15 protein-coding genes are annotated in these 24,535 nt (G+C 44.7%); 10 read left to right on the top strand and 5 right to left on the bottom strand.

Annotation, left to right across the window (positions count from 1 at the left end):
- Window positions 1–2: 2 nt before the first annotated feature.
- Both AB6E51_RS03455 and AB6E51_RS03450 read right to left on the bottom strand, forming a co-directional pair.
- The gene (locus AB6E51_RS03455) at window positions 3–2,030 is read right to left on the bottom strand and encodes an alkaline phosphatase family protein (RefSeq protein WP_372058509.1); all 2,028 of its coding nucleotides are present in this window, start codon (window positions 2,028–2,030) and stop codon (window positions 3–5) included.
- Window positions 2,031–2,054: 24 nt separating this feature from the next.
- Window positions 2,055–2,585, bottom strand: coding sequence for a hypothetical protein (locus AB6E51_RS03450; RefSeq protein ID WP_029235374.1), 531 nt, complete (start codon window positions 2,583–2,585; stop codon window positions 2,055–2,057).
- Window positions 2,586–2,666: 81 nt separating this feature from the next.
- Here AB6E51_RS03450 and AB6E51_RS03445 point away from each other — a divergent pair, with 81 nt between their 5' ends.
- The 3 genes from AB6E51_RS03445 (at window position 2,667) to AB6E51_RS03435 (ending at window position 8,875) form a co-directional block, all read left to right on the top strand.
- A complete protein-coding gene (locus AB6E51_RS03445) occupies window positions 2,667–3,995 on the top strand; it encodes a MipA/OmpV family protein (protein WP_017060442.1) in 1,329 nt (442 codons plus the stop codon).
- A 198-nt stretch (window positions 3,996–4,193) separates the two neighbouring features.
- Window positions 4,194–8,237, top strand: coding sequence for an ATP-dependent RNA helicase HrpA (gene hrpA / locus AB6E51_RS03440; RefSeq protein ID WP_065584190.1), 4,044 nt, complete (start codon window positions 4,194–4,196; stop codon window positions 8,235–8,237).
- A 143-nt stretch (window positions 8,238–8,380) separates the two neighbouring features.
- Complete coding sequence (locus AB6E51_RS03435; RefSeq protein WP_017065440.1) at window positions 8,381–8,875, top strand: outer membrane beta-barrel protein; 495 nt, start codon at window positions 8,381–8,383, stop codon at window positions 8,873–8,875.
- Between the two features lie 155 nt (window positions 8,876–9,030).
- Here AB6E51_RS03435 and AB6E51_RS03430 read toward each other — a convergent pair whose 3' ends face one another.
- Both AB6E51_RS03430 and AB6E51_RS03425 read right to left on the bottom strand, forming a co-directional pair.
- Window positions 9,031–9,813 (bottom strand): hypothetical protein, encoded by a 783-nt coding sequence (locus tag AB6E51_RS03430; RefSeq protein ID WP_372058532.1) that lies wholly within the window; start codon window positions 9,811–9,813, stop codon window positions 9,031–9,033.
- Window positions 9,734–10,525, bottom strand: coding sequence for a hypothetical protein (locus AB6E51_RS03425; RefSeq protein WP_372139818.1), 792 nt, complete (start codon window positions 10,523–10,525; stop codon window positions 9,734–9,736). Before AB6E51_RS03425 ends, AB6E51_RS03430 begins: the two co-directional genes overlap by 80 nt.
- A 545-nt stretch (window positions 10,526–11,070) precedes the next feature.
- Between AB6E51_RS03425 and AB6E51_RS03420 the strand changes: the two genes are divergently transcribed.
- The 7 genes from AB6E51_RS03420 to pheT all read left to right on the top strand — a co-directional run bounded on the left by AB6E51_RS03420 (window position 11,071) and on the right by pheT (window position 21,479).
- Complete coding sequence (locus AB6E51_RS03420; protein WP_004741595.1) at window positions 11,071–11,856, top strand: TetR/AcrR family transcriptional regulator; 786 nt, start codon at window positions 11,071–11,073, stop codon at window positions 11,854–11,856.
- A 171-nt stretch (window positions 11,857–12,027) separates the two neighbouring features.
- Window positions 12,028–14,490 carry an RND family transporter gene (locus tag AB6E51_RS03415; RefSeq protein WP_372058505.1) on the top strand — a complete coding sequence of 821 codons (2,463 nt, stop codon included), beginning with the start codon at window positions 12,028–12,030 and terminating at the stop codon, window positions 14,488–14,490.
- A gap of 44 nt (window positions 14,491–14,534) precedes the next feature.
- Window positions 14,535–15,341, top strand: coding sequence for an outer membrane lipoprotein-sorting protein (locus AB6E51_RS03410; protein WP_372058503.1), 807 nt, complete (start codon window positions 14,535–14,537; stop codon window positions 15,339–15,341).
- Between the two features lie 9 nt (window positions 15,342–15,350).
- Window positions 15,351–16,559, top strand: coding sequence for a hypothetical protein (locus AB6E51_RS03405; protein ID WP_017060449.1), 1,209 nt, complete (start codon window positions 15,351–15,353; stop codon window positions 16,557–16,559).
- A 202-nt stretch (window positions 16,560–16,761) separates the two neighbouring features.
- Window positions 16,762–17,871: a GGDEF domain-containing protein gene (locus AB6E51_RS03400; RefSeq protein ID WP_029235308.1), complete on the top strand. Its 1,110-nt coding sequence runs from the start codon at window positions 16,762–16,764 to the stop codon at window positions 17,869–17,871.
- Window positions 17,872–18,089: 218 nt separating this feature from the next.
- Window positions 18,090–19,073, top strand: a complete 984-nt coding sequence (gene pheS, locus AB6E51_RS03395) for a phenylalanine--tRNA ligase subunit alpha (RefSeq protein ID WP_004734764.1) — start codon at window positions 18,090–18,092, stop codon at window positions 19,071–19,073.
- 18 nt (window positions 19,074–19,091) lie between these two features.
- Window positions 19,092–21,479 carry a phenylalanine--tRNA ligase subunit beta gene (pheT, locus tag AB6E51_RS03390; RefSeq protein WP_372058502.1) on the top strand — a complete coding sequence of 796 codons (2,388 nt, stop codon included), beginning with the start codon at window positions 19,092–19,094 and terminating at the stop codon, window positions 21,477–21,479.
- A 167-nt stretch (window positions 21,480–21,646) separates the two neighbouring features.
- Here pheT and AB6E51_RS03385 read toward each other — a convergent pair whose 3' ends face one another.
- On the bottom strand, window positions 21,647–24,529 hold the full coding sequence (locus AB6E51_RS03385; RefSeq protein ID WP_372058500.1) for a TrlF family AAA-like ATPase: 2,883 nt from the start codon (window positions 24,527–24,529) through the stop codon (window positions 21,647–21,649).
- Window positions 24,530–24,535 lie beyond the last annotated feature (6 nt).

The raw sequence follows: 24,535 nt of genomic DNA, 5'->3' as shown, positions 1-24,535 counted from the left end.
TATCAATCGGGCTCTGGGAAACGGGTAATTTTACCGTCGCCACTGAGTGTCGTGATCGATTGCGGTTTCCCATCAGTGTCTAGCCTCAATTCTCCAATCGCACTACGGTTTGAAAGGCGATAGAAGGTCTGATTGTCAGGGCTTCGCTTTTCGATCTTCAAGCGTTTACGCTTAGTGAAGTAGTTCAAAACTGAGCGAGGGCTGTATAACAGGCGGTCCCATACATCGCAGAATTTAAGCAGCGGAGCAGGGAACTGATTTTTAATACCACTGCAGGTGATTTGATAGATGTTCGGGCTGTTGCGACGATACCTAAGCTTGATGTCATAAGCGAAGGAGTAGTGAACATCGCCAGAAAGTACCACGAAGTTGGTCGGTGTTTTGGTATGGGTAAAGATGCTAATCAGCGTATTAGCACTGCCCGGATGTGCCATCCAGTTTTCAGCGTCAATCACTAATGGCTTGCCGATTGTGGTCGCCATCTTTTGCAGTGTTTCAATAAACTTCACGCCAAACATCGGTGCAGCAGAAACGATCACCACTTTATCTTGATTCATTAACTGATGTTGAAACTCAATCAAGGCTTCCCAGTCCATTAAACCTGAAGGCTTGTTCATGCGTGACTCTGAACGCCAACGACGCGTACGAGTATCCAACACAATGACTTTGGGTGAGGTATCTATTGTGTAATGCCACTCTTCAAAGCGACTCAGCATCTCAATAAAGGCTTGATGCTTGTCTGGCTCGATGTTGCCAATAGAGTGAGTAGTCGCTGCATTGCCGGCTTCATTATGAGTTTGTTTACTAATGCGCGGTTGTTTAGTAATGAGCGGTTGAGCGACAAAAAGCTGTTTTGCTTGCTCGATGAACGTTTCGTCGAAGCTCTCCGGTTTGTTACCCCAACCTTGACACATCCAGTAAGCCGCAAGGCCGTTACCAATGACTTGGGTCGCGAACTGGTTTTGGTCGACGGCATGCTCCCAACCCACGGTAAGGTTCCAATCATCCGTCACATCGTGATCATCGAAGATCATGTACGTTGGAATATGCGCGAACAGACGTTGCACTTGCGGTAAGCCAGCAATGAAATCATCCATGATGACGCTTTCATCACGCCATTGTTGCTGCTCAGTCGGTGTTAATTGGCGTCCACCTTGAGTGAAGTTATTCTCAATTAAACGCTCTCGATTGACGCATTGCCACAGTGTCGGAGACCAAACCAATAAGTACATCGCGATAAACTCAGACAGCGTGACCAAGTGGTTTTCACAATCGGTAGAGCTAAAAATCGGCACGCCACGGTTCGGGAATAACTTATCGAGCATGGATTCTGAAGCTGTGTGGTGCGGCAAATAGTGATGACGCTGGTATAAGTGGTATTCACTGTTATACAGAGCGTCACTGTTGTTGATTTGTTTAATTTGCGAGTCAGTCGGTAAGCTTTCGCCTACAAGGCCAAGCAGGTGAATCACTTGTTGAATAGCATCAAGTGTTGGGCCTGCCACATGGTCGGCGTAGATCTGATCGCCGCTCATCATCAGCATGTCGGGTCTTTCAGCGACGGTTTGATCGGCCATCTTGTTATCGGCTGCAACTAGGCTGTCTTTGCTTGGATGATGCGGGTTGCGGCAAGAGCCATGAAGAATGTAATCAGCTGAGGTCGATATCTTAAACTCAACGCGAGATTTACCGTTGTAAACAAGGTGAGGGGCGAGCTCTTTTAGTGAACCTGACTCTGTGTGAATGTCATATTCAAGCAGCGTATTAGTCGGAAACTCACCTTGTAAGCGAATTAGCGTTATCCACGCATGTGTACCGATTTGAATCGAATCATGTTCTTCAAGCGATGAGGTATAAAACGGCTGGTCTTGTGCTGCTTCAGAATCGTCTATTTCTTGAGTATGAAGCTCGGCTCTGCCTGTAAGAGGCGAGCTGGTGGCTAACCAAAGTACCACTTCAGTCGCGGTGGTTTTTCTTAAAATGGGTCCGGCGAGTAACAGGGGAAGAGATGATGTCGTAGAGGGTTTCAATACGGTACCTAAAATCGTTGGTGGCTAGTCGTCGTGGTGTTCTTTTGTTTCGATCTTATTTGTGTCTGGCTTTGTGGTTTCAAGCGTTGATGCTTCAAGTTCTACTGAGTCAGATTCTGTTGTTTTAAACTCTGCAATCTCAGGCTCTGCCATTTCAGATTCTGTTGATTCAAGAACTTCGATAACTTCTGAGCTAGAAAGTTCATGGCCCATTAGAAATATTGCCAAAAGGGCATCGGCTTTGGTCTTGGTATCGGAAGGCTCGTCTAATAACAGTTCGAGCTTTTCTCGAATCATAGCAATCTCGTGCTCAACAAAGCCACGGCCTTCTTCATCCCCTTGATTGTCTTCAGGGGCATTATCGAATTCAAGAAATAGCATGTCACCGTCTAGGTTGGTATCCACCAAACGCTCAGGCAACCACGCCTCACCCATAACAATATCTGGATCGGAATCTTTGGGTAAGTGATCTATAATGTTTTGTAATTCGGAGACTTTCACAATACTTTCATTTAACCGAGAATATTCTACATTGTAACGGTCAATGCCGAGCAAACCTAAAAATAGTTAGCCGTCATGGTTAATAAATGTCTAATCAGTAAAACAATATTTTTTTCAAAGAGTAATTACACAAGAATGAAGCTCAAATATTTACCGACTCTTCCTTCATCTGGATTGGTTTTACTAGGTAGCGCTTTCCTAAGTGGCATTTTCGTAAGTGCTAATGCGTGGGCCGCTGAAGAGCAAGAGTGGGGCATCGCTGCAATGTTCCGTACAGCAAGCATCCCTTATGACACGTCTGGTGGCGACCAATCGGTTAGCTCATTCGTACCGATGCTGTTTTTCAAGAACGATTATGTGTTTATTGACGGTACTGAGATGGGGGTATACCTCTATCAAACTGACGATGAGAAGTGGTCTTTCAATGCTATCTCTCGCATGCGCTTTATTGATATTCCTGCATCTGAGCAGAACGCGATTGAAGGCGATACGGCGGACTTTGGTGCTCAACTGACCTACCAACTTGATGATTCTTGGTCTGTCGAGACGGAGTTAATGAGCGACAGTGAATACAACTTCCACGGTAACTTACGAGCTAAAGCCAAGTATGAAACTGGAGATTGGGAGTTTTACCCGAGCGCGACGCTGCGTTATAAAAGTGCTGATTTCAACAGTGAGTATTACTCCGCATCTAATGAAACCATTGGTGCTGGTGTTGACTTAAATGTTGGTGTTGAAACGCGTTACCATGTGGTTTCTAACTTGTACTTATTGGGTTCAACCAGTGTGACTCGATTGGACGATAACGCTTACGATTCTTCGATTGTTGAAGACCGTTATCAGGGGGAATTGTACCTTGGCTTTGGTTTCTTTAACGACAAAGAGAAAGCGCCAAAACCTAAACTGAGCAATGCGCCGTACTTACGTGTCGCACACGGCTGGGGAACGCCATCCAATATTGGCGACATCATGAAGTTCAATCGAGAGAAAGACGAATACAACAACCAGTTGACCTCGTTCTTCTATGGACACCCGTTAACCGATGAGATCTTCGGTTTGCCACTGGATATCTATTTAACCCCAGGTATTGCGCACCACTGGAGTTCAGACGTTCAATCGAGCAGCACCGAATACATTATCGCAATCAAGGCGTACTACACCTTTGATTGGCCAACTCAGTGGCGTGTTGGTGTGGCAGAAGGTATGTCTTACATCGATTCGATTACCTATATCGAAGGCTCTGAGATGGACCGTAAAGGTTACACCGCAAGCCATCTATTGAACTACTTAGACTTCTCATTCGATGTCAACGTTGGCGACTTGATTGGTAAGAATGACTTGAACAACTTATGGTTCGGTTATTCATTGCATCACCGTTCTGCAATCTTTGAAAAATCCTCTCAGTATGGTCGTATCAAAGGCGGTAGTAACTACAACACGGTTTACTTCCAGTACGAGTTTTAAGCGCAGTTTTTAACGTTAGCTTTAAACCAGAGTTGACTAAGTACGAATTACATTTGACCGCGCTTTCATAGCTCCTGCGAGTGTTAGCGAGATTAATCAGCCTGATAGCTAAAGGTTTTCCCTTTGCTGTCAGGCTTTTTTGTTTGAGACTTGTGATATAATCGCGCGAGTTTAATAAGTACAAGAATAGGACACGCTTTGACTTCGTCTCCGGAAAAAGCAGATAACAACAAGAATGCAGCACAGCCAAGTTCTTCACAGAGCAAAGCGAAACCAAACCAAGCTGCATCGAAAAAATCTGCTGAACAATCAGCGACAAACAACAAATCATCTCAGAATAGCCCAGCCTCTCTTCGTAAAGCGCTCAACGAATGTATGATGCGCGATCGCTTCCGTTTGAGTAAGCGAATTGCTGGTGCGAGTAAAATTAAGAACGAACAAGCTAAGCACGCTGTCTTTGATGAGATTGCGTTAGACATTGCTAAGTCAATGATGACGGCAACTCAGCGCGCGGCACAGAAACCAACGATTGAATACCCAGAAATTCTACCGGTTAGCCAAAAGCGCGAAGACATCGCGAAAGCCATCGCTGAAAACCAAGTGGTTATCGTGGCGGGTGAAACGGGTTCGGGTAAAACCACTCAGCTACCAAAAATCTGTTCTGAGCTTGGCCGCGGCCGCTTTGGCTTAATTGGTCACACTCAGCCTCGTCGTCTTGCGGCACGTTCGGTTGCGAACCGTATTGCTGAAGAGATGGAAACGCAGCTGGGTGAGTTTGTTGGTTATAAGGTTCGATTCAACGACCAAATTTCTGACAACACCCAAATCAAACTGATGACCGACGGTATTCTACTGGCGGAGATTCAACACGACCGTTTCTTAAATCAGTACGACACCATCATTATCGATGAAGCGCACGAACGTAGCCTGAACATCGATTTCATCATGGGTTACCTGAAAGAGTTACTGCCAAAGCGTCCTGATCTGAAAGTGATCATCACGTCGGCAACCATCGATCCAGAGCGTTTCTCTAAGCACTTTAACAATGCACCGATCATTGAAGTGTCTGGTCGTACTTACCCAGTTGATACGCGTTACCGCCCATTAGGTGGTGATGAAAGTGATTCAGACCGCGACCAAATCGAAGGCATCTTTGAAGCCGTTGATGAGCTGTGTGATGAAGGCCTTGGCGATATCTTGATCTTCATGAACGGTGAGCGAGAAATTCGTGATACCGCAGATGCATTAAGTAAACGCAACCTTCGTGATACCGAAATTGTCCCGCTTTACGCGCGTCTATCGGCGGGTGAGCAGAACCGTATCTTCCAGTCTCATACTGGTCGACGCATCGTTCTGGCAACCAACGTGGCAGAAACCTCGTTAACCGTTCCGGGCATCAAGTATGTTATCGACCCGGGTACGGCGCGTATTAGCCGCTACAGCTATCGTACTAAAGTACAACGTCTACCGATTGAGCCAGTGTCTCAAGCGAGTGCAAACCAGCGTAAAGGTCGTTGTGGTCGTGTTGCAGAAGGTATCTGTATTCGTTTGTACTCTGAGGAAGATTTCGAGTCACGCCCAGAGTTTACTGACCCAGAGATTCTTCGTACTAACCTAGCGTCTGTAATTCTTCAGATGACAGCGCTTGGTCTAGGCGACATTCAAGCGTTCCCATTTGTTGAAGCGCCCGATAAGCGCAACATTCAAGATGGTGTAAGGCTGCTTGAAGAGCTTGGTGCGATCGCCACCGTTGAACCGTCAGCGAACAAAAACAAGAACCACGGCGACGACAAGAAGAAGCTAACCGCGATTGGTCGTAAGCTGGCAAAACTGCCTATCGATCCACGTTTAGCGCGTATGGTAATTGAAGCGCCACGTAACCGATGCCTACACGAAGTGATGGTGATCGCGTCTGCGTTGTCGATTCAAGATCCGCGTGAGCGTCCATCAGATAAGCAACAATCGTCTGATGACAAGCACAAGCGTTTCTTCGATAAAGAGTCTGACTTCATCACGTTTGTGAACTTATGGGATTACATCAAGCAGCAGCAAAAAGCATTGTCGAGTAACCAGTTCCGCAAACAGTGTAAGCAAGATTACCTCAACTATTTACGTATCCGTGAATGGCAAGATGTGTACTTCCAAATTCACCAAGCAATGCGTGAACTGGATACTAAGTTGAATACAGAACCGGGCAGCTACGATGGCATTCACATGTCACTGCTATCAGGTCTGCTTTCGCACATTGGTATGAAAGACCAAGAGAAGAATGAGTATCAAGGTGCACGTAATGCACGCTTCCACATCTTCCCTGCGTCTGGCCTATTTAAGAAACAGCCTAAGTGGATCATGTCTGCGGAGCTGGTAGAAACCTCAAAACTTTGGGGCCGTGTTATCGCGAAGATTCAACCTGAATGGATTGAACCGCTAGCGAAACACCTGATTAAACGCAGTTACAGCGAACCACATTGGTCGAAGAAACAAGCAGCGGTAATGGCACACGAAAAAGTGATGCTTTACGGAATCCCAATCGTACCTAAGCGCCTTGTGAACTACGGCGCGATTGATGCAACCGTCAGCCGTGAGTTGTTTGTACGCAGTGCATTAGTAGAAGGTGAGTGGGAAACCAAACACGCTTTCTTCAAGCAGAACCGCAAGCTTCTACAAGAAGTCGAAGAGCTTGAGCATAAATCGCGTCGTCGCGACATCTTGATCGATGATGATGAACTGTTCGACTTCTATGATCAACGTGTTGGCGAAGAGGCAGTGTCAGGCCGTCATTTTGATACGTGGTGGAAGAAGACCAGTCAGAAAACTCCTGAGCTGCTTAACTTTGAAAAGTCGATGCTGTTCCGAGGCGATGCTAGCCACGTTACTGATTTGGATTATCCGAACTTCTGGCACCAAAACGGTATTAAGTTGAAACTGAGCTACCAATTTGAACCAGGTGACGACAACGATGGTGTAACGGTACACATTCCGCTGCCTATCTTGAACCAAATTGACCAAAACGGTTTTGATTGGCAGATCCCAGGCCTGCGTCAGGAACTGGTGATTAGCCTAATTAAGTCACTACCTAAAACGCTACGCCGTAACTTTGTACCTGCGCCAAACTACGCAGATGCATTCTTGGCACGTGTGACACCGCTTGAAGCACCGTTACTGGATTCTCTTGAGAAAGAGCTACGCCGCATGACGGGTGTGGAAGTGGTACGTGATGACTGGAAGTTAGACCAGATTCCAGAGCACTTAAAGGTAACATTCCGCGCTGTAGATCATCGCAAGCGTAAGCTGAAAGAACAGAAAGATCTGCATGAGTTGAAAGAGAGCCTGAAAGACAAGGTTCAAGAAACGCTTTCTAAAGTGGCAGACGACGATATCGAGCAGCAGAACCTGCACACGTGGAGCTTTGGTGAATTACCAAAAGTCTACCAACAGAAACGTGGTGGCTACGATGTTAAAGCCTTCCCTGCGCTGGTGGATACCAAAGACAGCGTAGAGATCAAACTGTTCGAAACCGAGCAAGAGCAAATCTCGGCAATGAAATCGGGTCAGCGTCGTTTAATCTTGTTGAACGTGCCATCACCGATCAAATACTTGCACTCGAACCTGCCGAACAAATCGAAACTTGGCTTGTACTTCAACCCATACGGACAGGTACTCGATCTTATCGATGACTGTATCGCTTGTGGTATTGATAAGCTGATTGAAGAGAAGGGCGGTTTGGTTTGGGAACCAGAGCAGTTTGAAGCTCTGAAAGAACACGTACGTGCAGAGCTGGGTGATACCGTAGTAGAGATTGCTCAACAGGTTGAAACCATCCTAACCACGGCATTCAGCATCAGTAAAAAGCTGAAAGGACGCGTGGATCTTTCTATGGCATTCGCACTTTCTGACATAAAAGCTCAAGTAGAAGGTTTGATTTTTAAGGGTTTTGCCACAGAATGTGGGTGGAAACGCTTGCCGGATATTCTACGCTATATGAGAGCGATTGAACGCCGCATGGAAAAACTGCCAATTGACCCGAACAAAGATCGTCTTCACATGATCAAAGTTGAGTCAGTAATGAATGATTACAAAGAACTGCTGAATAAAATTCCAAAAGGGATCGCGGTTCCAGAAAATGTAAAAGAGGTTCGTTGGATGATAGAAGAGCTTCGTGTAAGCTTCTTCGCACAGCAGCTCGGTACGCCTTACCCAGTATCAGATAAGCGTGTTAAAAACGCGATTGATGCTTGCTAAAGGAATAAAGCTAGACGCAATGGCAAGGTTTGGGTATAAATCTTGCTTATTGCATTACTAATTGAATAGTTATTACATACAGGGCGACTTGGTGGCAATTTATTACCACTCAAGGCCTGCCACTAGGACGAAAAAGGTCGAATATGAAAAAAACGTTATTGGCACTAGCACTACTAGGTGCATCTTCAACAGCAATGGCTGATTCTTGGTTGTACGGCGGTGTAATGGGTGGTCAAAACTCATTCGCTGGTGAAGATGAAAACGCGGTGGGCATCCACGTAGGTACAGGTATCCTTCCACTAATCGGTGTTGAAGCGGGTTACTGGGATCTAGGTTCTTTCGGCAGCGTTAATTACGGCAACCGCGATCTTAAGAATTTAGACGCAAGCACTGCTTACCTAGCGATTAAACCAAGCATCGATTTTGGTCCTCTTCACGTATACGCGAAGGGTGGTCTTCACTCTTACGAGCTTAAAGCTGATGGCTTCAAGCAAGACGATGTTGATATCATGTACGGTGTAGGCGCTGAATACTTCATCTTTGGTCCACTATCTGTAGGCGCTAGCTACCAAAACTTCAAAATGAAAGATGACGACTCTGGCGTATTCACGCTAAACGCAACTATCCACCTACTGTAATTACTTGCAGTCAGTGACAGACGTACCGTTGGTCACGGATATTTGTAGAGTTCGTAAGAATTCGTAAAAAATGCCAGCTTGATAGCTGGCATTTTTGTATCTGTTAACCGTGTAATCGCTACTCTGTTTTCTTATAACAGATAGCAAGCGGATGGTTATTTTTTACTGTTCAGAATACGCTGAATTCTTGGGTTAATCGCTTTACCGTGTTTACTTTCGTACTCTTCACGTTTTAAATCGTTCAGGTTCTTTACAGAGTTAGCGGCAAGAAGGAATTCTGGTAACTCAGTTTCAAGCATGCCTTTCTCATCTAAACGTTTTGCTTCCAAGTAGTACTTCTTAAACAGACCATCCAGCTTGTTTTCAGCCGTACGCTTCAAGTCATACAGTTTGTTCTGAATCAGCCATTTTTCAATTATGTTGGCAGCGGTGCGAGACAACACACGGATACGGCTATCCAGCAACTCTTCTTCAGTTAAAGAATCTTTCAGGATCCACAGCTCACCCATTTGCGGCGGCCAGCTGTTGCCAAGCTGAATACGTTCGTGGCAGTGCATTAAAACGCGGTTAAGGCCGTCTGAATCAACAGAGTTGGCAAACTCAATGAACTTACCGCTTGGCTCACTACCGTACTGATATTCCCACTGCGTTTCGTACACGCTCAAGAAAGAGCCGAACACGTGAATACACCAATCGGTTAGTTCCAGCTCTGCAGGATCTTGATCAACAACAGGTACTTGTTGAGACGCACCAGAATCCGCAGCTTGTGCAGCCGCTACTTTCACTTCGGTACTTTGCGCTTCAATCACTTCAGGTACTAATGGACCTGTAGCGTCAGGTACAACAGGTTGAGCTGGCTCAGAAGGTTGGCTTTTTGCCTTTTTGAATGAGCTGCTGCCTGAAGCGTTCAGATGGGCTAAGCTTTTGTCTATACCCATTTCCTTGAGCTTGTCCTGCATTTCCTGAATATTGAGAGGTCTTCTGCTGTTGTTGTCTTTCATTTTGCTTCTCGTTAACTAGCCAGTACTGCAGCTTGGATTCAATCCGAGATAATGGCATTAATTCATTGGCTTTGGCTTTATACCAGAGGACAAATTTCTTCCATACTAAACTATGGTCACCGGTCAAACCGGAGAATTTAAACGCACGTTCTGCCCATGATGGTATCTCTTCTTCGTTGAGATCATGAGTAGAGACGGTGTTGCTGTTCATTGAGCCTCGACCTTGTGGGCGAGGGGCCTGCTGCATGTGTTGCATTGGTGCCGGAGCAGGCTGAAACTTAGGTGCAGGTGCAGGTGCAGGTGCAGGTGCAGGTGCAGGTGCCGTAGAGTAGACCGGAATACTATTGGTCGGTTGAACCTCAACGTGCGCCGCAGTTTGCTCTTGCTCAATGAGCATTTTGAAAACGTGAATCTCTTTTTTATCCCGATAATCTACTTTTATCTTATCGAGAAAACCTTGGTCGACTAAACACTTAAGACAGTCGGCTAAACCAAACGTAGAGAGAGCACAAAGTTGACCTGCTGTTTGTAGGCACACATTGGTGTAGCCGAATTCGTCAGCACCGTCTGCAAGCATCAATAAAACCAGCTTTTCTGCAGGGCTAGAAGTATTCACTTGCCAAGCTAAATAAGAATATTTGGCGCTCAATATCGTGTTCTCAAAAAAGGTAAGTCGTTGTCACTATTGTAAGTCACCCCTTACCGAATTTATAGCAACTTAACAGAAAACGGCATTAGTAAGCCAAATATTGACCATAAGGAGACGTCTGCCCCATAAAGTAAGCCTACAGTCATTCATTCTTGTGGTTTAAGCTAGGAATCATTGGGCATGAATACGCATAGCAGCTTAAAGTGCCGACATTCTTTGTTAGGTTAAGAATGCCCAATTCGCGTCCACATTCTGTTGGTCACAATACAGGTCTTCTTTTAAAGTCTTCTCTTTAGGTCAACTATTGATGATTTTCTTAGCTATATCCCATTTATTCTCTTTCCATTCACAAAATGTATTTAATTTATAAAACCCCTTGATATGATCAATACTTGCGCTATTATGACGATAAGTCAGAAATGACGAAGCGTCACAAAATGGTTAACTACATGAATTTACTATTCGTGTTAATATATTGGATAGGAGTGTTTTAAATACTGGCGAAGCTTAGATAACGGCTAAGCTCATATACGGACTAAAAAATTATGTTTGGCTTTGGTTGTAAAGGCGATAAACAAGGTATCTTTGGTTGCAAAGGCGTGTTGTCTAAAAAGCAGCAGTCTATTGCAGACCGAGAAGTAGAGTTGATGTTGTTAGCAAAAGATCTGGTTCGAGAACAAGGGTTCGGAAACCTCACGATGGACAAGCTAACGGCAGCGAGCTCTTATTCTAAAGGTACGATATACAATCACTTTTGCAGCAAAGAAGACGTCGTTTTAGCGTTATGTATTCACTCTCTCAAGACAGAAGCAATGATGTTTGCTCGCTCTGGAGAGTTTGAAGGCAACACACGTGAAAAGATCGTCGCATTGCACGTTGCTTACCGAATCTATGCTCGCATGGAACCGGTACTATCAACCTGTGCGATCATGGCTAAAAGCCCGTGGGTACTAGAGAAAGCGTCTAGTGCACGCGTCGCCGAGATGAATGAACTGGAAGAGTTGGTGATTGAACAATGCGACTCTATGGTTAACCAAGCGGTAGAAGCGGGTGACCTAAAGTTCTCTTCTGGCGTTGGCTCAGATGCCATCGTTTTTGCTAACTGGTCAATCGCATTTGGTTCAAATGCCTTGTCACAGAACGCATCAAACAGTCATTGTATTAAGCGGTTACAAGACCCGTATTCAGTATTACACAACGCGAACATGATTCTAGACGGCCTAAATTGGCAGCCCCTTTCTAGTGACTGGGATTACCGCAAAACTTGGCGTCGTGTAGAACAAGAACTGTTCAGTGAAGAGATCGCTTACTTAGAGTCTGTAGGTCGATAGCTTCCGTTAAGCCCACACATGTGGGTTTATTAATAACCATTTTTGACGATTCGTCACAAACTTGAGACTGACCGACTGTGGTTGCTGTTTTCTTGAGTGTTTGACTAAGCATTGTGTCTTTTGTCAGCTTCGGCTGGCTTTTTATGACACAAATATGACGAATCGTCACAAATGGAGACTGTGATGAAACATGACAGCCAGAAGCCCACGTTCGATCAGCAAAACCGAGATAACCCTAATGCCGATAGCGCAAACACGGATCTAAACAGTTGGCACTCAATACCTACCAAGCGTTCGTTTATCGTTCTGCTGGTGGTGTTTTCAATCATCATTCTCTCTGCATTAGGGGCTAAGAACCTCTACTTTAGAGGGGACTACAACATCTTCTTCGAAGGCACCAACAAGCAGTTGATGGCGTTCGATGAAATCCAAACCACCTTTGCAAAAACCGACAACCTTGCGATTGTTGTCGCACCTGAAGATGGCAATGTCTTCACCCCTGAAACTCTCACCCTGATTCAAAATCTCACGGTTGATGCGTGGCAGATCCCGTATTCAAGCCGTGTCGATTCCCTTGCTAATTATCAGCACACCGAAGCCATTGAAGATGATCTTTTGGTAGAAGACTTGCTGTATGAAGAGTACGAACACACACCAGAACGCATCGCCAAAGTAAAACAGATCGCCCTTAACGAGCCGTTGCTTAAGAATGCCTTGGTGTCGGCCTCTGGCGATGTGACGATTGTGAACGTCACCGTGCAACTGCCAGAAGTGGACAAAACCGCAGAAGTGCAAGAGGTGATTGCGGCAATCAATACCATGATCGGCAAGTACCAAGCTCAGTATCCTAATGTCGAATTCCATAAAGCGGGCATCATAGCCATGAACAACGCATTTATGACTTCGGCTCAAGAAGACAGCTCAACGCTCGTTCCCTTAATGCTGTTGGTGGTACTGGTGTTCCTGACCTTTATGCTGCGCTCGTTCTTTAGTGTGGTGGCTACCTTAGTTGTGATTATCTCTTCGATTGTCGCGACCATGGGATTGTCTGGTTGGGCAGGGATGTTCTTGAGTACCGCAACCGTGAATGTGCCAACCTTGGTTTTAACTTTGGCGGTGGCTGATTGTGTTCACGTGATTGTGACCATGAGACAAGCGATGCAGCGGGGGATGGAGAAAGCACAAGCCATTCAATACAGCATCAAGCTCAATGCGATGCCGATTCTGATCACCTCGGTGACCACTGCGATTGGTTTCCTGATGATGAACATGTCGGACTCACCAGTGCTGCGTGATTTCGGTAACTTATCGGCACTGGGTGTACTTATTGCGTGCTTCTTGTCTGTGACTATGTTGCCAGCGTTGCTAAAACTGCTGCCAGTCAAACGTCTACCTGCCAACCCTAAGGCGGCAGACAAAGTCACCTTCATGGATAAGCTGGGCGATTTTGTCGTAACTAACCGTAAAGCACTGCTGCCGATTTCTACGCTAGTGATTGTTGGCGCTGCCGCGTTAATTCCGCTCAACAAAGTCAACGATGAATCGGTGAAGTATTTCGATACCTCAAGTGAATTCAGACAAGCGGCTGACTTCATGGAAGAGACCGTCAGCGGCATGACAACCCTCAGTATCGCAGTGAAAACTAACGAGTCTCAAGCGATTGCTGATCCTGTGTTCTTGCAAGCAATTGGTGACTTTACTAAGTGGCTACGCGTTCAACCAGAAACTGACCATGTGGCAACGCTTTCTGATGTTTATATGCGTTTGAACAAGAATATGCATGCCGACGACGACAGCTACTACAAGCTACCGCTGAACCGTGAACTTGCCGCGCAATATCTGCTGCTTTACGAAATGTCTCTGCCGTACGGCTTGGACTTGAACAACCAGATCAACGTCGATAAATCATCGATCAAAATGGTACTCACCGTCGATAACCTTGGCAGCGTTGAGCTAGTCGAACTCGAAGAGCGCATTTACTCATGGTTTGCAGCCAATGCACCGCAATATGAAGTGGTGGCTTCGAGCCCGTCACTGATGTTTGCTCATATTGGCGAAACCAACATGGCGAGCATGCTATCAACTTTGCCTATCACCCTAGTGCTTATCTCTGGCTTGATGATCTTTGCATTGCGCTCGGTTCGCTTAGGCATGATCAGCCTAGTGCCCAACATTGCGCCTGCGATCATTGGCTTTGGTTTATGGGCGCTTATCTCAGGTGAAATCAACCTCGGTTTGTCAGTCGTGGTCACGCTCACGTTGGGTATCGTGGTTGATGATGCGGTGCACTTCTTGAGTAAATACCAGCGCGCAAGAATCGAAGGGAAATCAGCAGAAGAAGCGGTTCGATACGCTTTCCACACCGTAGGTCGCGCTTTGTGGATCACCACTGTTGTGCTAGTGGCCGGTTTCTCTGTACTGGCGATGTCGAGCTTCAGACTCAACTCCGACATGGGCTTACTCAGCGCGATTGTGATTTTCATTGCGCTGGTGGTCGATTTCATCTTGCTACCAAGCTTACTGATGATCTTCGACAAACAGACCCACTATTCAGCTAAAACTCAGCACGAATCAAAGCCAGATACCAAGTCGCAGCCTAGATCGACAGCCGAACTGACTACTTCGACCAAATAAGGAAACGTCGGCCTGCTGCGGTGGGCTGACTCAAGGAGATATTTATGAAAAGCGTTAAACAAACATTCGCTACTACATTACTTACTGTTAGCTCGTTGGCACTGAGCACATTCGCCGCTTTCCCAGCATTAGCAGACCCAGCGAAAGGCTTAGAAATTGCCGAGCAACGTAAAGCGGTCGATGTCGGGTGGGGCGATTCTGTCGCGACCATGGAGATGCTACTTCGCAACAAACAGGGCGAAAGCAGTACACGTCTGATGCGATTGAAATCATTAGAAGTCGATAACGATGGCGACAAAGGCTTAACCATTTTTGATGAACCACGCGACGTAAAAGGCACGGCTTTCCTAAACCATTCGCACATCACCAAATCCGATGACCAGTGGTTGTATCTTCCTGCACTCAAGCGTGTAAAACGCATCTCTTCACGCAACAAATCTGGCCCGTTTATGGGCAGTGAATTTGCGTATGAGGACTTAAGCTCGTTTGAACTTGAAAAGTACACCTTCAACTACATTGAAGACGCGAAACTGGAAGGCGTAGACACCTTTGTTTTAGAGCAAGTACCGACCGATAAAAACTCAGGCTACACCATGCAAAAGGTATGGCTAGACCAACAGCACTACCGCCCAATGAAAGTCGAGTTTTACGACCGCAAAGGCGCACTGCTTAAAACTCTATCGTTCCAAGATTACAAACAGTACCTAAACCAATACTGGCGCGCACACACCATGGCGATGCAAAACCATCAAACAGGCAAAAGCACCGTATTAACCACGACAGATTTAGTGTTCCAGACCGGTCTTAAAGACAAGGATTTCCAAAAGAACACACTAAAACGTGCGAAATAAGGCAGGAATATGAAAAGGATTGTGGCAACAGGAACCCAATTATCCTTAACCTTGGCGGCGACCGTCGGGCTTATGCAGGTGTCGTTGCCTTGTGTGGCGGCAGGCTTTAGTCCTGATATCGCAGGGCAGGTTAACCTTGAACATAGGCAGTTCTTTAGCGACGGCTTACAAGGGCAAGACAAAGGACAAAGCTCACTGGTGTTGCAGCCAGAGTTTTACTGGGAGCAACAAGAGGGCAACGGCAGCATTACCTTCACCCCGTTTTATCGCCTAGACAGTGAAGACGATGAACGAACTCATGGTGATATTCGCGAAGCCTTGTATTTAACCTATTGGGATGATTACGAACTGCGAGCGGGTGTTGGAAAGGTATTTTGGGGCGTAACCGAATCGGCGCATTTAGTGGATGTGGTAAACCAGACCGATGCCATTGAATCGGTCGATGGCGAATCCAAGTTAGGTCAGCCTATGGTGCACTTCACCTCGATAAAAGAGTGGGGCACCATAGACGCCATGTTACTGCCGTATTTTCGTGAGCGTACCTTCGCAGGCGAAGACGGTCGATTAAGGCCAACCGTGCCAGTATCGGACGATGCGCTTTACGAATCTTCACGAGAAGAAAAACACGTTGATGTGGCATTGCGTTACAGCCAAATGTACGGTGATTGGGATGTCGGTTTAAGCTACTTAGGCGGCACAAACCGCGACCCTTATTACCGTGTGGAAGGCAATCAACTCAAGCCATACTACGCCCAAATGCAACACTTCGGATTGGATGTTCAAGGCATTATCGGTGACTGGTTATGGAAGCTGGAAAGCATTTATCGCGACAGCTACGACAACCATACCGGCGTGGCGACAGGCTTTGAATACACTTGGGTAGGGGCGCTTGAATCGTACTGGGACATCGGCTTCATCGCTGAATACCTGTATGACAGCCGAGGCAACAATGCCCAAACCATCGGCCAAAATGATGTGTTCCTTGGCGCCCGTTTCGCTTTGAACGATGAAGACGGCACCGAAGTGCTTACTGGTATCACTCAAGACTTAGATAACAGTGATGTCTACAGTGCCAAGCTAGAGGCATCGAGCCGTATTAACAACAATCTCAAGTGGCGACTGAATGCTTGGTTGTTTGAGAACGAAACCCCAGAGGACTTGTTGTTCTTCGCACGCAAGGATGACTTTGTTGAGATGGCGTTGGAATATTATTTCTAATGTTAGCTTCGTGGGGCGTTCCTGTTGGGGGGGACGTCTCAAATTTAAGATGAGCCATATTTAGAATGTTCAAAGTCGTCTTTTTATAAAGTGGATCAAACAATCGAATAAACCTACATGTAAAATGGTTATATTTTTTCAGTATCTATAACCTCCGAATATGCATGTAAATCGTGCTGGTGGTATCGGCCTTAAGGGATTTATGAATTCATTTAATTGGGATAAAAACTTTGAAACAGGCATTGGTGTTGTAGATGAACAGCATCAATATCTTGTTGGTATTATCAACCACTACGGAAATCTGTTGTCAGAGAACACTATCTCTATCGACGACATAAACGTCGCTTTACTCGATCTCACATGCTATGCCGAATTTCACTTTAAAGAAGAAGAATCTTTGATGAGAGATTGCGGTGTGTATGAGCGACACATTGAAGAGCATATCAAAGTGCATCGTGTATTTATGCAAGATATCTACAGTATGCAAGCTTTCATCATGGAAGAAGATCAGTCGTCAGCACGGCAGTTACTTGATTTATTGATCCACTGGCTTGCTTACCACATCCTCGGCATCGACCAAAACATGGCGCGACAAATGACCGCGATAGAAGAGGGCGCGACACCTCTGCAAGCCTTTGAAGCGGAAGAAAAGCAGCAAGATTCTGCGACTGTCCCGCTGTTGGCTGCGCTTAACGGCCTGTTTGAACAAGTCTCTGAACGAAACAAACAGTTGTTACGCTTCAACCAGTTACTCGAAGATAAAGTTGAGGAACGTACGGCAGAATTAAAACGAGCGAATAAGAGACTTGAAGAACTGTCATTAACCGACTCTCTTACTAATTTGCATAACCGTCGTAGTGCTTTTAAACAGTTAGCGCTGCATTGGCAAGACTCCAAAGAACTGGGCATGCCTTTAGTGTGTATTATGATTGATGCCGACCACTTCAAGCGCATTAATGACACCAGCGGCCATGATGCAGGCGACTTGGTGCTACAAACCCTCTCGCGTGAACTGAAAAACACGTTCCGTAATGATGATATTGTTTGCCGGTTAGGTGGCGATGAGTTCTTGGTTATTTGCCCAAACACCGACCTTAAAGGTGGGATGTACATCGCGGAAACCGCTCGACAGAAAGTGTCTGAATTAGAGGTTGAAACCAGTCATCAAGTTTGGATTGGCAGTATTAGTGTCGGTGTCGCTGAAATGACCCAAGAATTCGAAACCATGAACGAATTGATTAAAGCGGCGGATGAGTCCGTCTATTTAGCAAAAAACGCAGGGAAGAACAGCGTTTGTTCTATTCAGATCTAGCCTTCAGGTCATTTCCAAATTAAGAAGTGGAACCTGTAATTGTTCCACTTCTTCCTACTCCTCATTAATATCCTGTTAAATTTGCCGTGTTTTTAGGCAATAACTTGTTCTTTTAGCGATTCAATTTGGCATTGGTTGCGTGTTTGATTACTATGTGTAGCTATCTAAAAAAACTAATCATCCGATACGGACACTACCAACTGGTAGATGAGGAAATGATGCAACATCTAGAAGAGATCATTGCTAATGCAACGACTGCTATTGATACAGCAGATTCGTTAGTCGCACTTGATGAAGTGCGAGTTCAGTATTTAGGTAAGAAGGGTGAATTAACTCTTCAACTACAAAGCCTAGGTAAACTTCCACCTGAAGAGCGTCGCACTGCTGGTCAAGAGATCAACAAAGCGAAAGGTGCTGTTCAACAAGCGATCGCAGCTCGCAAAGACGCACTACAACGTGCAGAGCTTGAAGCGAAACTAGCTGAAGAAACTATCGATGTGAGCCTACCAGGTCGTCGCATTGAGAACGGTGGTCTTCACCCAGTTACTCGCACTGTTGAGCGTATCGAACAGTTCTTTGGTGAGCTTGGCTTTAGCACTGAGTCTGGCCCTGAGATCGAAGATGCATTCCACAACTTTGATGCACTAAACATCGCAGACGATCACCCAGCTCGTACTGATCACGATACTTTCTTCTTCAACCCTGATCTAATGCTACGTACGCACACTTCTGGTGTTCAAATCCGTACGATGGAAAACGGCAAACCGCCTTTCCGCTTCATTGCTCCGGGTCGTGTTTACCGTAACGACTACGATCAAACTCACACGCCAATGTTCCACCAAGTGGAAGGTATGTTAGTTGATGAGAACGTAAACTTCGCACAACTTAAAGGCATTCTTAACGATTTCCTTTGTAACTTCTTTGAAGAAGAAGTTGAAGTGCGTTTCCGTCCTTCATTCTTCCCGTTCACAGAGCCTTCAGCTGAAGTTGACGTGAAACGTAAAGATGGCAAATGGCTAGAAGTTCTAGGCTGTGGCATGGTTCACCCTAACGTACTTCGCTCTGTTGGCATCGACCCTGAGAAATACTCTGGTTTTGCATTCGGTATGGGTGTAGAGCGTCTAACGATGCTTCGTTACGGCGTAAATGACCTTCGTGCGTTCTTCGAGAACGACCTTCGTTTCCTTAAACAATTCAAGTAATCCGGGGCAGTCAAAACTATGAAATTCAGTGAATCTTGGCTACGCGAGTGGGTTAAACCTGCAATTAACAGCGAAGAGCTAGCTCACCAAATCACTATGGCTGGTTTGGAAGTTGACGATGTAGAACCTGTTGCTGGTGAATTCACCGGCGTTAAAGTAGGTAAAGTGGTTGAGTGCGGTCAGCACCCAGACGCAGACAAACTACAAGTTACAAAAATTGATATCGGCGAAGAAGAGCTTTTAGACATCGTATGTGGTGCATCTAACTGTCGTCTTGGCCTAACTGTAGCAGTAGCAACAGTTGGCGCAGTACTTCCTGGTGACTTCAAAATCAAGAAAGCAAAACTACGTGGCGTTCCATCGCACGGCATGCTTTGTTCTTTCTCTGAGCTAGGTATCGACGTAGAGTCTGACGGCATCCTTGAGCTGCCAGAAGGCACAACGCTAGGTATGGACGTACGTGAGCTTCTTGAGCTTAACGACGTAACTATCGATGTAGACTTAACAGCAAACCGCGCAGACTGCTTCAGCATCCGTGGCCTTGCTCGTGAAGTTGGCGTACTAAACCGCGCAGACGTTACAGAGCCAACAGTTGAAGCTGTTGCAACAAGCATTGAAGACACAGTATCTGTTGAAATTAAAGCAACTGATGCTTGTCCACGTTACCTTGGCCGTGTGGTTAAGAACGTAAACGTGAAAGCGGAAACACCAATCTGGATGCAAGAAAAACTGCGTCGTTGTGGTATCCGTTCAATCGACCCAGTTGTAGACATCACAAACTACGTGATGCTAGAGCAAGGCCAACCAATGCACGCATTTGATCTAGCTAAGATCGAAGGCGGCATCGTGGTTCGTCTAGCAGAGCAGGGCGAGAAACTAACACTTCTAGATGGTAACGAAGCTGAACTAAACAGCAACACACTTGTTATCGCAGACCACAACAAAGCACTAGCAATCGCTGGTATCTTTGGCGGTCAAGATTCAGGTGTTACGACTGAAACAACAGACGTACTTCTTGAAGCAGCATTCTTCGCACCGGATCATATCCGTGGTCGCGCACGTGCTTACGGCCTTCACACAGATTCTTCTCTACGTTTCGAACGTGGTGTTGATTCAACGCTACAAGCAGCAGCTATGGAGCGTGCAACACAGCTTCTAGTTGAAATCTGTGGTGGTGAAGTTGCGCCAGTAAACGGCAGCGAATCTGAAGCTGATCTTCCTAAAGCAAACGTAGTTGCTCTACGTCGCGCTAAGCTAGATAGCCTACTAGGTCACGAAATCCCATCTACAGACGTAGTGGAAATTCTTACTCGCCTAGGTTGTAACGTTGAAACGACAGAAGCAGGTTGGACGGCAACGTCTCCATCTTGGCGTTTTGATATCGCAATCGAGCAAGACCTAATTGAAGAAGTAGGTCGTATCTACGGTTACGATAACATTCCAAACCAAGCGCCTAAAGCGGCACTTAAAATGAATGACCACAAAGAAGCTAACCAACCGCTTAAGCGCGTTCGTGACCTTCTTGTAGACCGTGGCTACCACGAAGCAATCACATACAGCTTCGTAGAACCAGAACAGCAAAAGCTTGTTGTACCTGGTGTTGAGCCGCTAATTCTGCCATTCCCAATCTCTGCGGACATGTCAGCAATGCGTCTTGGCCTAATTCAAGGTCTTCTAAACACAGTTGTTCACAACCAGAAGCGTCAACAGTCTCGCGTTCGTCTATTCGAATCAGGCCTACGTTTCATCCCTGAAGCAACGGCTGAAAACGGCATGCGCCAAGAAATGATGCTTGCGGGCGTTATCTCTGGTACTCGTGGCGAAGAGCACTGGGACATTGCAACTAACACTGTAGATTTCTTCGATCTTAAAGGTGACCTAGAAGCCGTTCTTGAGCTTTCTGCAAACGAAATCGCATACAGCTTCAAAGCAGCTAAGCACCCAGCACTTCACCCAGGTCAAACTGCGGCTATCGTAGTAGACGGCAAAGAAGTGGGTATCATTGGTACTGTTCACCCAGAACTAGAGCGTAAGTTTGGTCTTAACGGCCGTACTATCGTATTCGAAATCGAATGGGCAGCTATCAACACTCGCGTGCTTCCAGAAGCAGTAGCAGTATCTAAGTTCCCTGCAAACCGTCGTGATATCGCAGTAGTTGTTGACGAAGCAGTAGCTTCTGGCGACATCGTAGAAGCGTGTATCACAGCGGGTGGCGAATTCCTAACAGGCGCTAAATTGTTCGACGTATACGTTGGCCAAGGCGTTGAAGAAGGTAAGAAGAGCCTAGCTATCGCACTTAGCCTACAGTCTGTAGAGCGCACACTTGAAGATGCAGACATCGCTGGTTCAGTAGATGCTATCGTAGCTTCAATCTCAGAGAAATTCGGCGCAGCACTTCGCGACTAATCTCTTCTGATAGATAGAAAAACCAAAGGCCTCGCATTGCGAGGCCTTTTTTTGTGGAGCAGGGCTCTAAATCGTAACTGGAAAGGTGAACTAAAGATTAGACTCTCGAGTGATTTTATTTAGTTCAATAAAATCAATGCTTTAAAAACAAGGGCGTAGTTGTCAATCTAGTTGATTTGATACTTATCTCGCCTCAATGTGAAGGCAGGGATTGTTCCTTCTAGTACCTCAACAATATGATTATTGATAATCTGAGATTCGATACCACCTGATATGAATGAAAAACGGTTGCCATCTTCTTTGTCTATTTCCACTTTAATAACTTGCTCTGAATCCGAAACAACAGCTAAATTAGGGTTGTGGGTTACCATTATAATTTGACGATTTAACTTAGCATCTCTGATATAAGGAACTAAAACCGTAGCTACGCTATTATTATCTAGGTTATCTTCTGGCTGATCAATTATTAATGGAATGTCTTCCTTATCTAGGACCAGGTAGAATACTAGCAGTAAAGCCCCTTTTTCTCCCGGGGATAACTGGTCTAAACTTTTTCCCTTTTGTCTTAAATCATAGTGCGGTGATAAATACTCTAATCCAAAAATAAGATCGTAGAGTTCTTTTCGGTTGTTCGTGACATCTCCTATAAATATTGGTGCTTCTTTCTTATTTTCTCGATGATCGCACTCAAGATAATCGATCAGTTTACAAAGGAAAGATGTGATACTTTCACCATCATCCCAATCCGTAGCTCCAATTAGATCTTCATCTAGTATTCTAGAACCTTCATCAACTCCAAAAAAAGTGCCAGAACGATTTTGCTTTATATTCCTAAGAATATTCTTTGCAAGGTCACTATCTGGATAAAAAGCGCTAACAATATTTAATCCAGAAACATCTGACCCATTTAATACTGGGTCAATTTCAGATTTAATATCGTCATAAAACTCTTTTATCTCAGATTTAATCTTGAATATTTCCCGTGTTTTACTTAAACGCTCTTCTCTTAAACCGTTTAGTTTTTCAGGTAAATCTTCGCTAATAAAATTCAAAGCTGCTATGTAATAATTTAATGTTCCATTTTTATCAGAGCTACCTTCGATCTCATCTTTGCGGACTTGCCAATTTGCGAGATTACGTAGGTAGTCTTGGTATACTTTTTGTTCTCCAGTAAACTGTGATTCAAGTATTGATATATCATGCTCATAGCGCTTTATTTTAGATTGTATATTTAATGTAGAGATATCCGCTTTCTGATAGTCATCGTGCAAAACAATTTCTTTTAGATCAGATTCCAGTTGATTCTCTACAATAGATATTTCTTTATCCAAAGATTCTTTATCAAATTTATAATCTATAAATTCTGAAATTTTTATTCCTAGAGGTTTTAGTTCATCATCGGCCTTTTCTAATATTTTATTAATATCGTCAAATTTTGATATTAATTCAGCGTTGAAACCCACTAGGCGACTTGTAAGTTGAGAACGGGAGCTAATCGATTCATTTAGCTCATTGAATTGTATTTGCAGTCGAGCCTTACTATCGATTAACTTTTGTAAAGTTGCTTTCTTTTCTCTTACTTCTTCGGTTTCTTCTTTTTTTGACGGGTCTGCAATTTCTAAAGGTTTTGTCGTAATGTGGACTCTTAATTCCTCTTGAACAATAGCTTTTTGACTAATAAAACTCTCTGCCTTGCTTGGACTGCTCCAATCTTCAAGATTTATTATTTTTTCATTTAAAGAGCGAACTTCTTCCAAAAGGTGATGAAGAAGTTTATTTACTGCCTCTTTTTTAAACGTGATTAGCTCGCTGAAAGTGGGTTGTCCAAAACGTTTATGGTAAGGAACATATTGAAAAACCACTTTTTCTACTTCAGCCCGAAAAGCTTCAACTTTCCCTATTTCATTACAAACTTTTTCAAAATAACTTTGAGGCAAGTAACGCACTAGTCGCTGTTGATTAGTATCTATCTCATGAGTGAGAAGTCTGTCACTCGACGTTTTACCGCTCTCGAAGGTTAACTTCGCACTAAATCTATCTGCGAGACCTCTTTTTTTAAATTTGTTTTTGTGTAGGAATAAAAAGTCATCTGAATGTTCTGAGTCAGCGCACATAGCAATGATGTCAGAAATTGCACTCTTACCGTTACCTTTATGTCCAATTATAGTGACCAACTCACTATTTAATGGGATATCAATATCCTCAAACCATTTATTCTTCGCATCATGTTTACCAGTCATAGAGATATTCAATGATTTTATATACTTTGTTCTATTTTCTCTAACCCTGGCTATTACTGGAGGTTCGTCACCGATATAAAATCTACTTTCTGGCTCGTTTAAAGCGTATTTTAGCCCAGCAAAATTTGGAGTACCCTTTATCCACATCTTTTGCTTACGTTTGTAGTGACCAATATGATGATTATCAGAACATATGATCATAGGTATTGTTCGATTTATATGAGGAAACACAAATTTTCGATAACCATCTTGGTCACTTTCCTTGCCAAGTTCGTATATATCCACTTCTTGTGCGATGTCGGTTTTCTGAGCGCTATTATGTGGTAGGGAATGTGTTATGTTTTCCACTGACCCACTTTTATCCCCAGCATGAATTGTTGTGATCCCACCTAAGCTTTTCACAAGCCTCATAGTATCGATTAGGTCGCAATATACTTCATTGTGTTTTAATTGCTCAGATTTGATTTTATGTAAATCAGTCTTGTATTGCAGTTGTCCCCATACATTATTGATATCGCAATTTTCTGGAAATATGCCAATGAAATGTATGGGTTCCTTACCCCTAGCATCAGATAAAAACTCAATACCTGGTAGTACTGTAATGCCTTCACTTTTCCCTAATGATTGTAAATCATTTAGACGCTCTATATCGATCACATGATGATCGGTTATAGCAAACACTGATATACCATTTTTCTTCATTTCGGCGATGATATCGGCGTTAGTTGCTGTTTTAGCTTTATAATCGTATGAAGATTGCGTATGAAAATGCAAGTCCCACTGATGCCACTCTGAACCTCTAGATTGCATTGATAA

The sequence above is a fragment of the Vibrio sp. 10N.247.311.47 genome (assembly GCF_041467535.1).
In the GTDB taxonomy this organism is placed as follows: domain Bacteria; phylum Pseudomonadota; class Gammaproteobacteria; order Enterobacterales; family Vibrionaceae; genus Vibrio; species Vibrio crassostreae_C.
The sequence above is the reverse complement of the archived record's forward strand: the minus strand, read 5'-3'. Positions and strand labels throughout refer to the sequence as shown.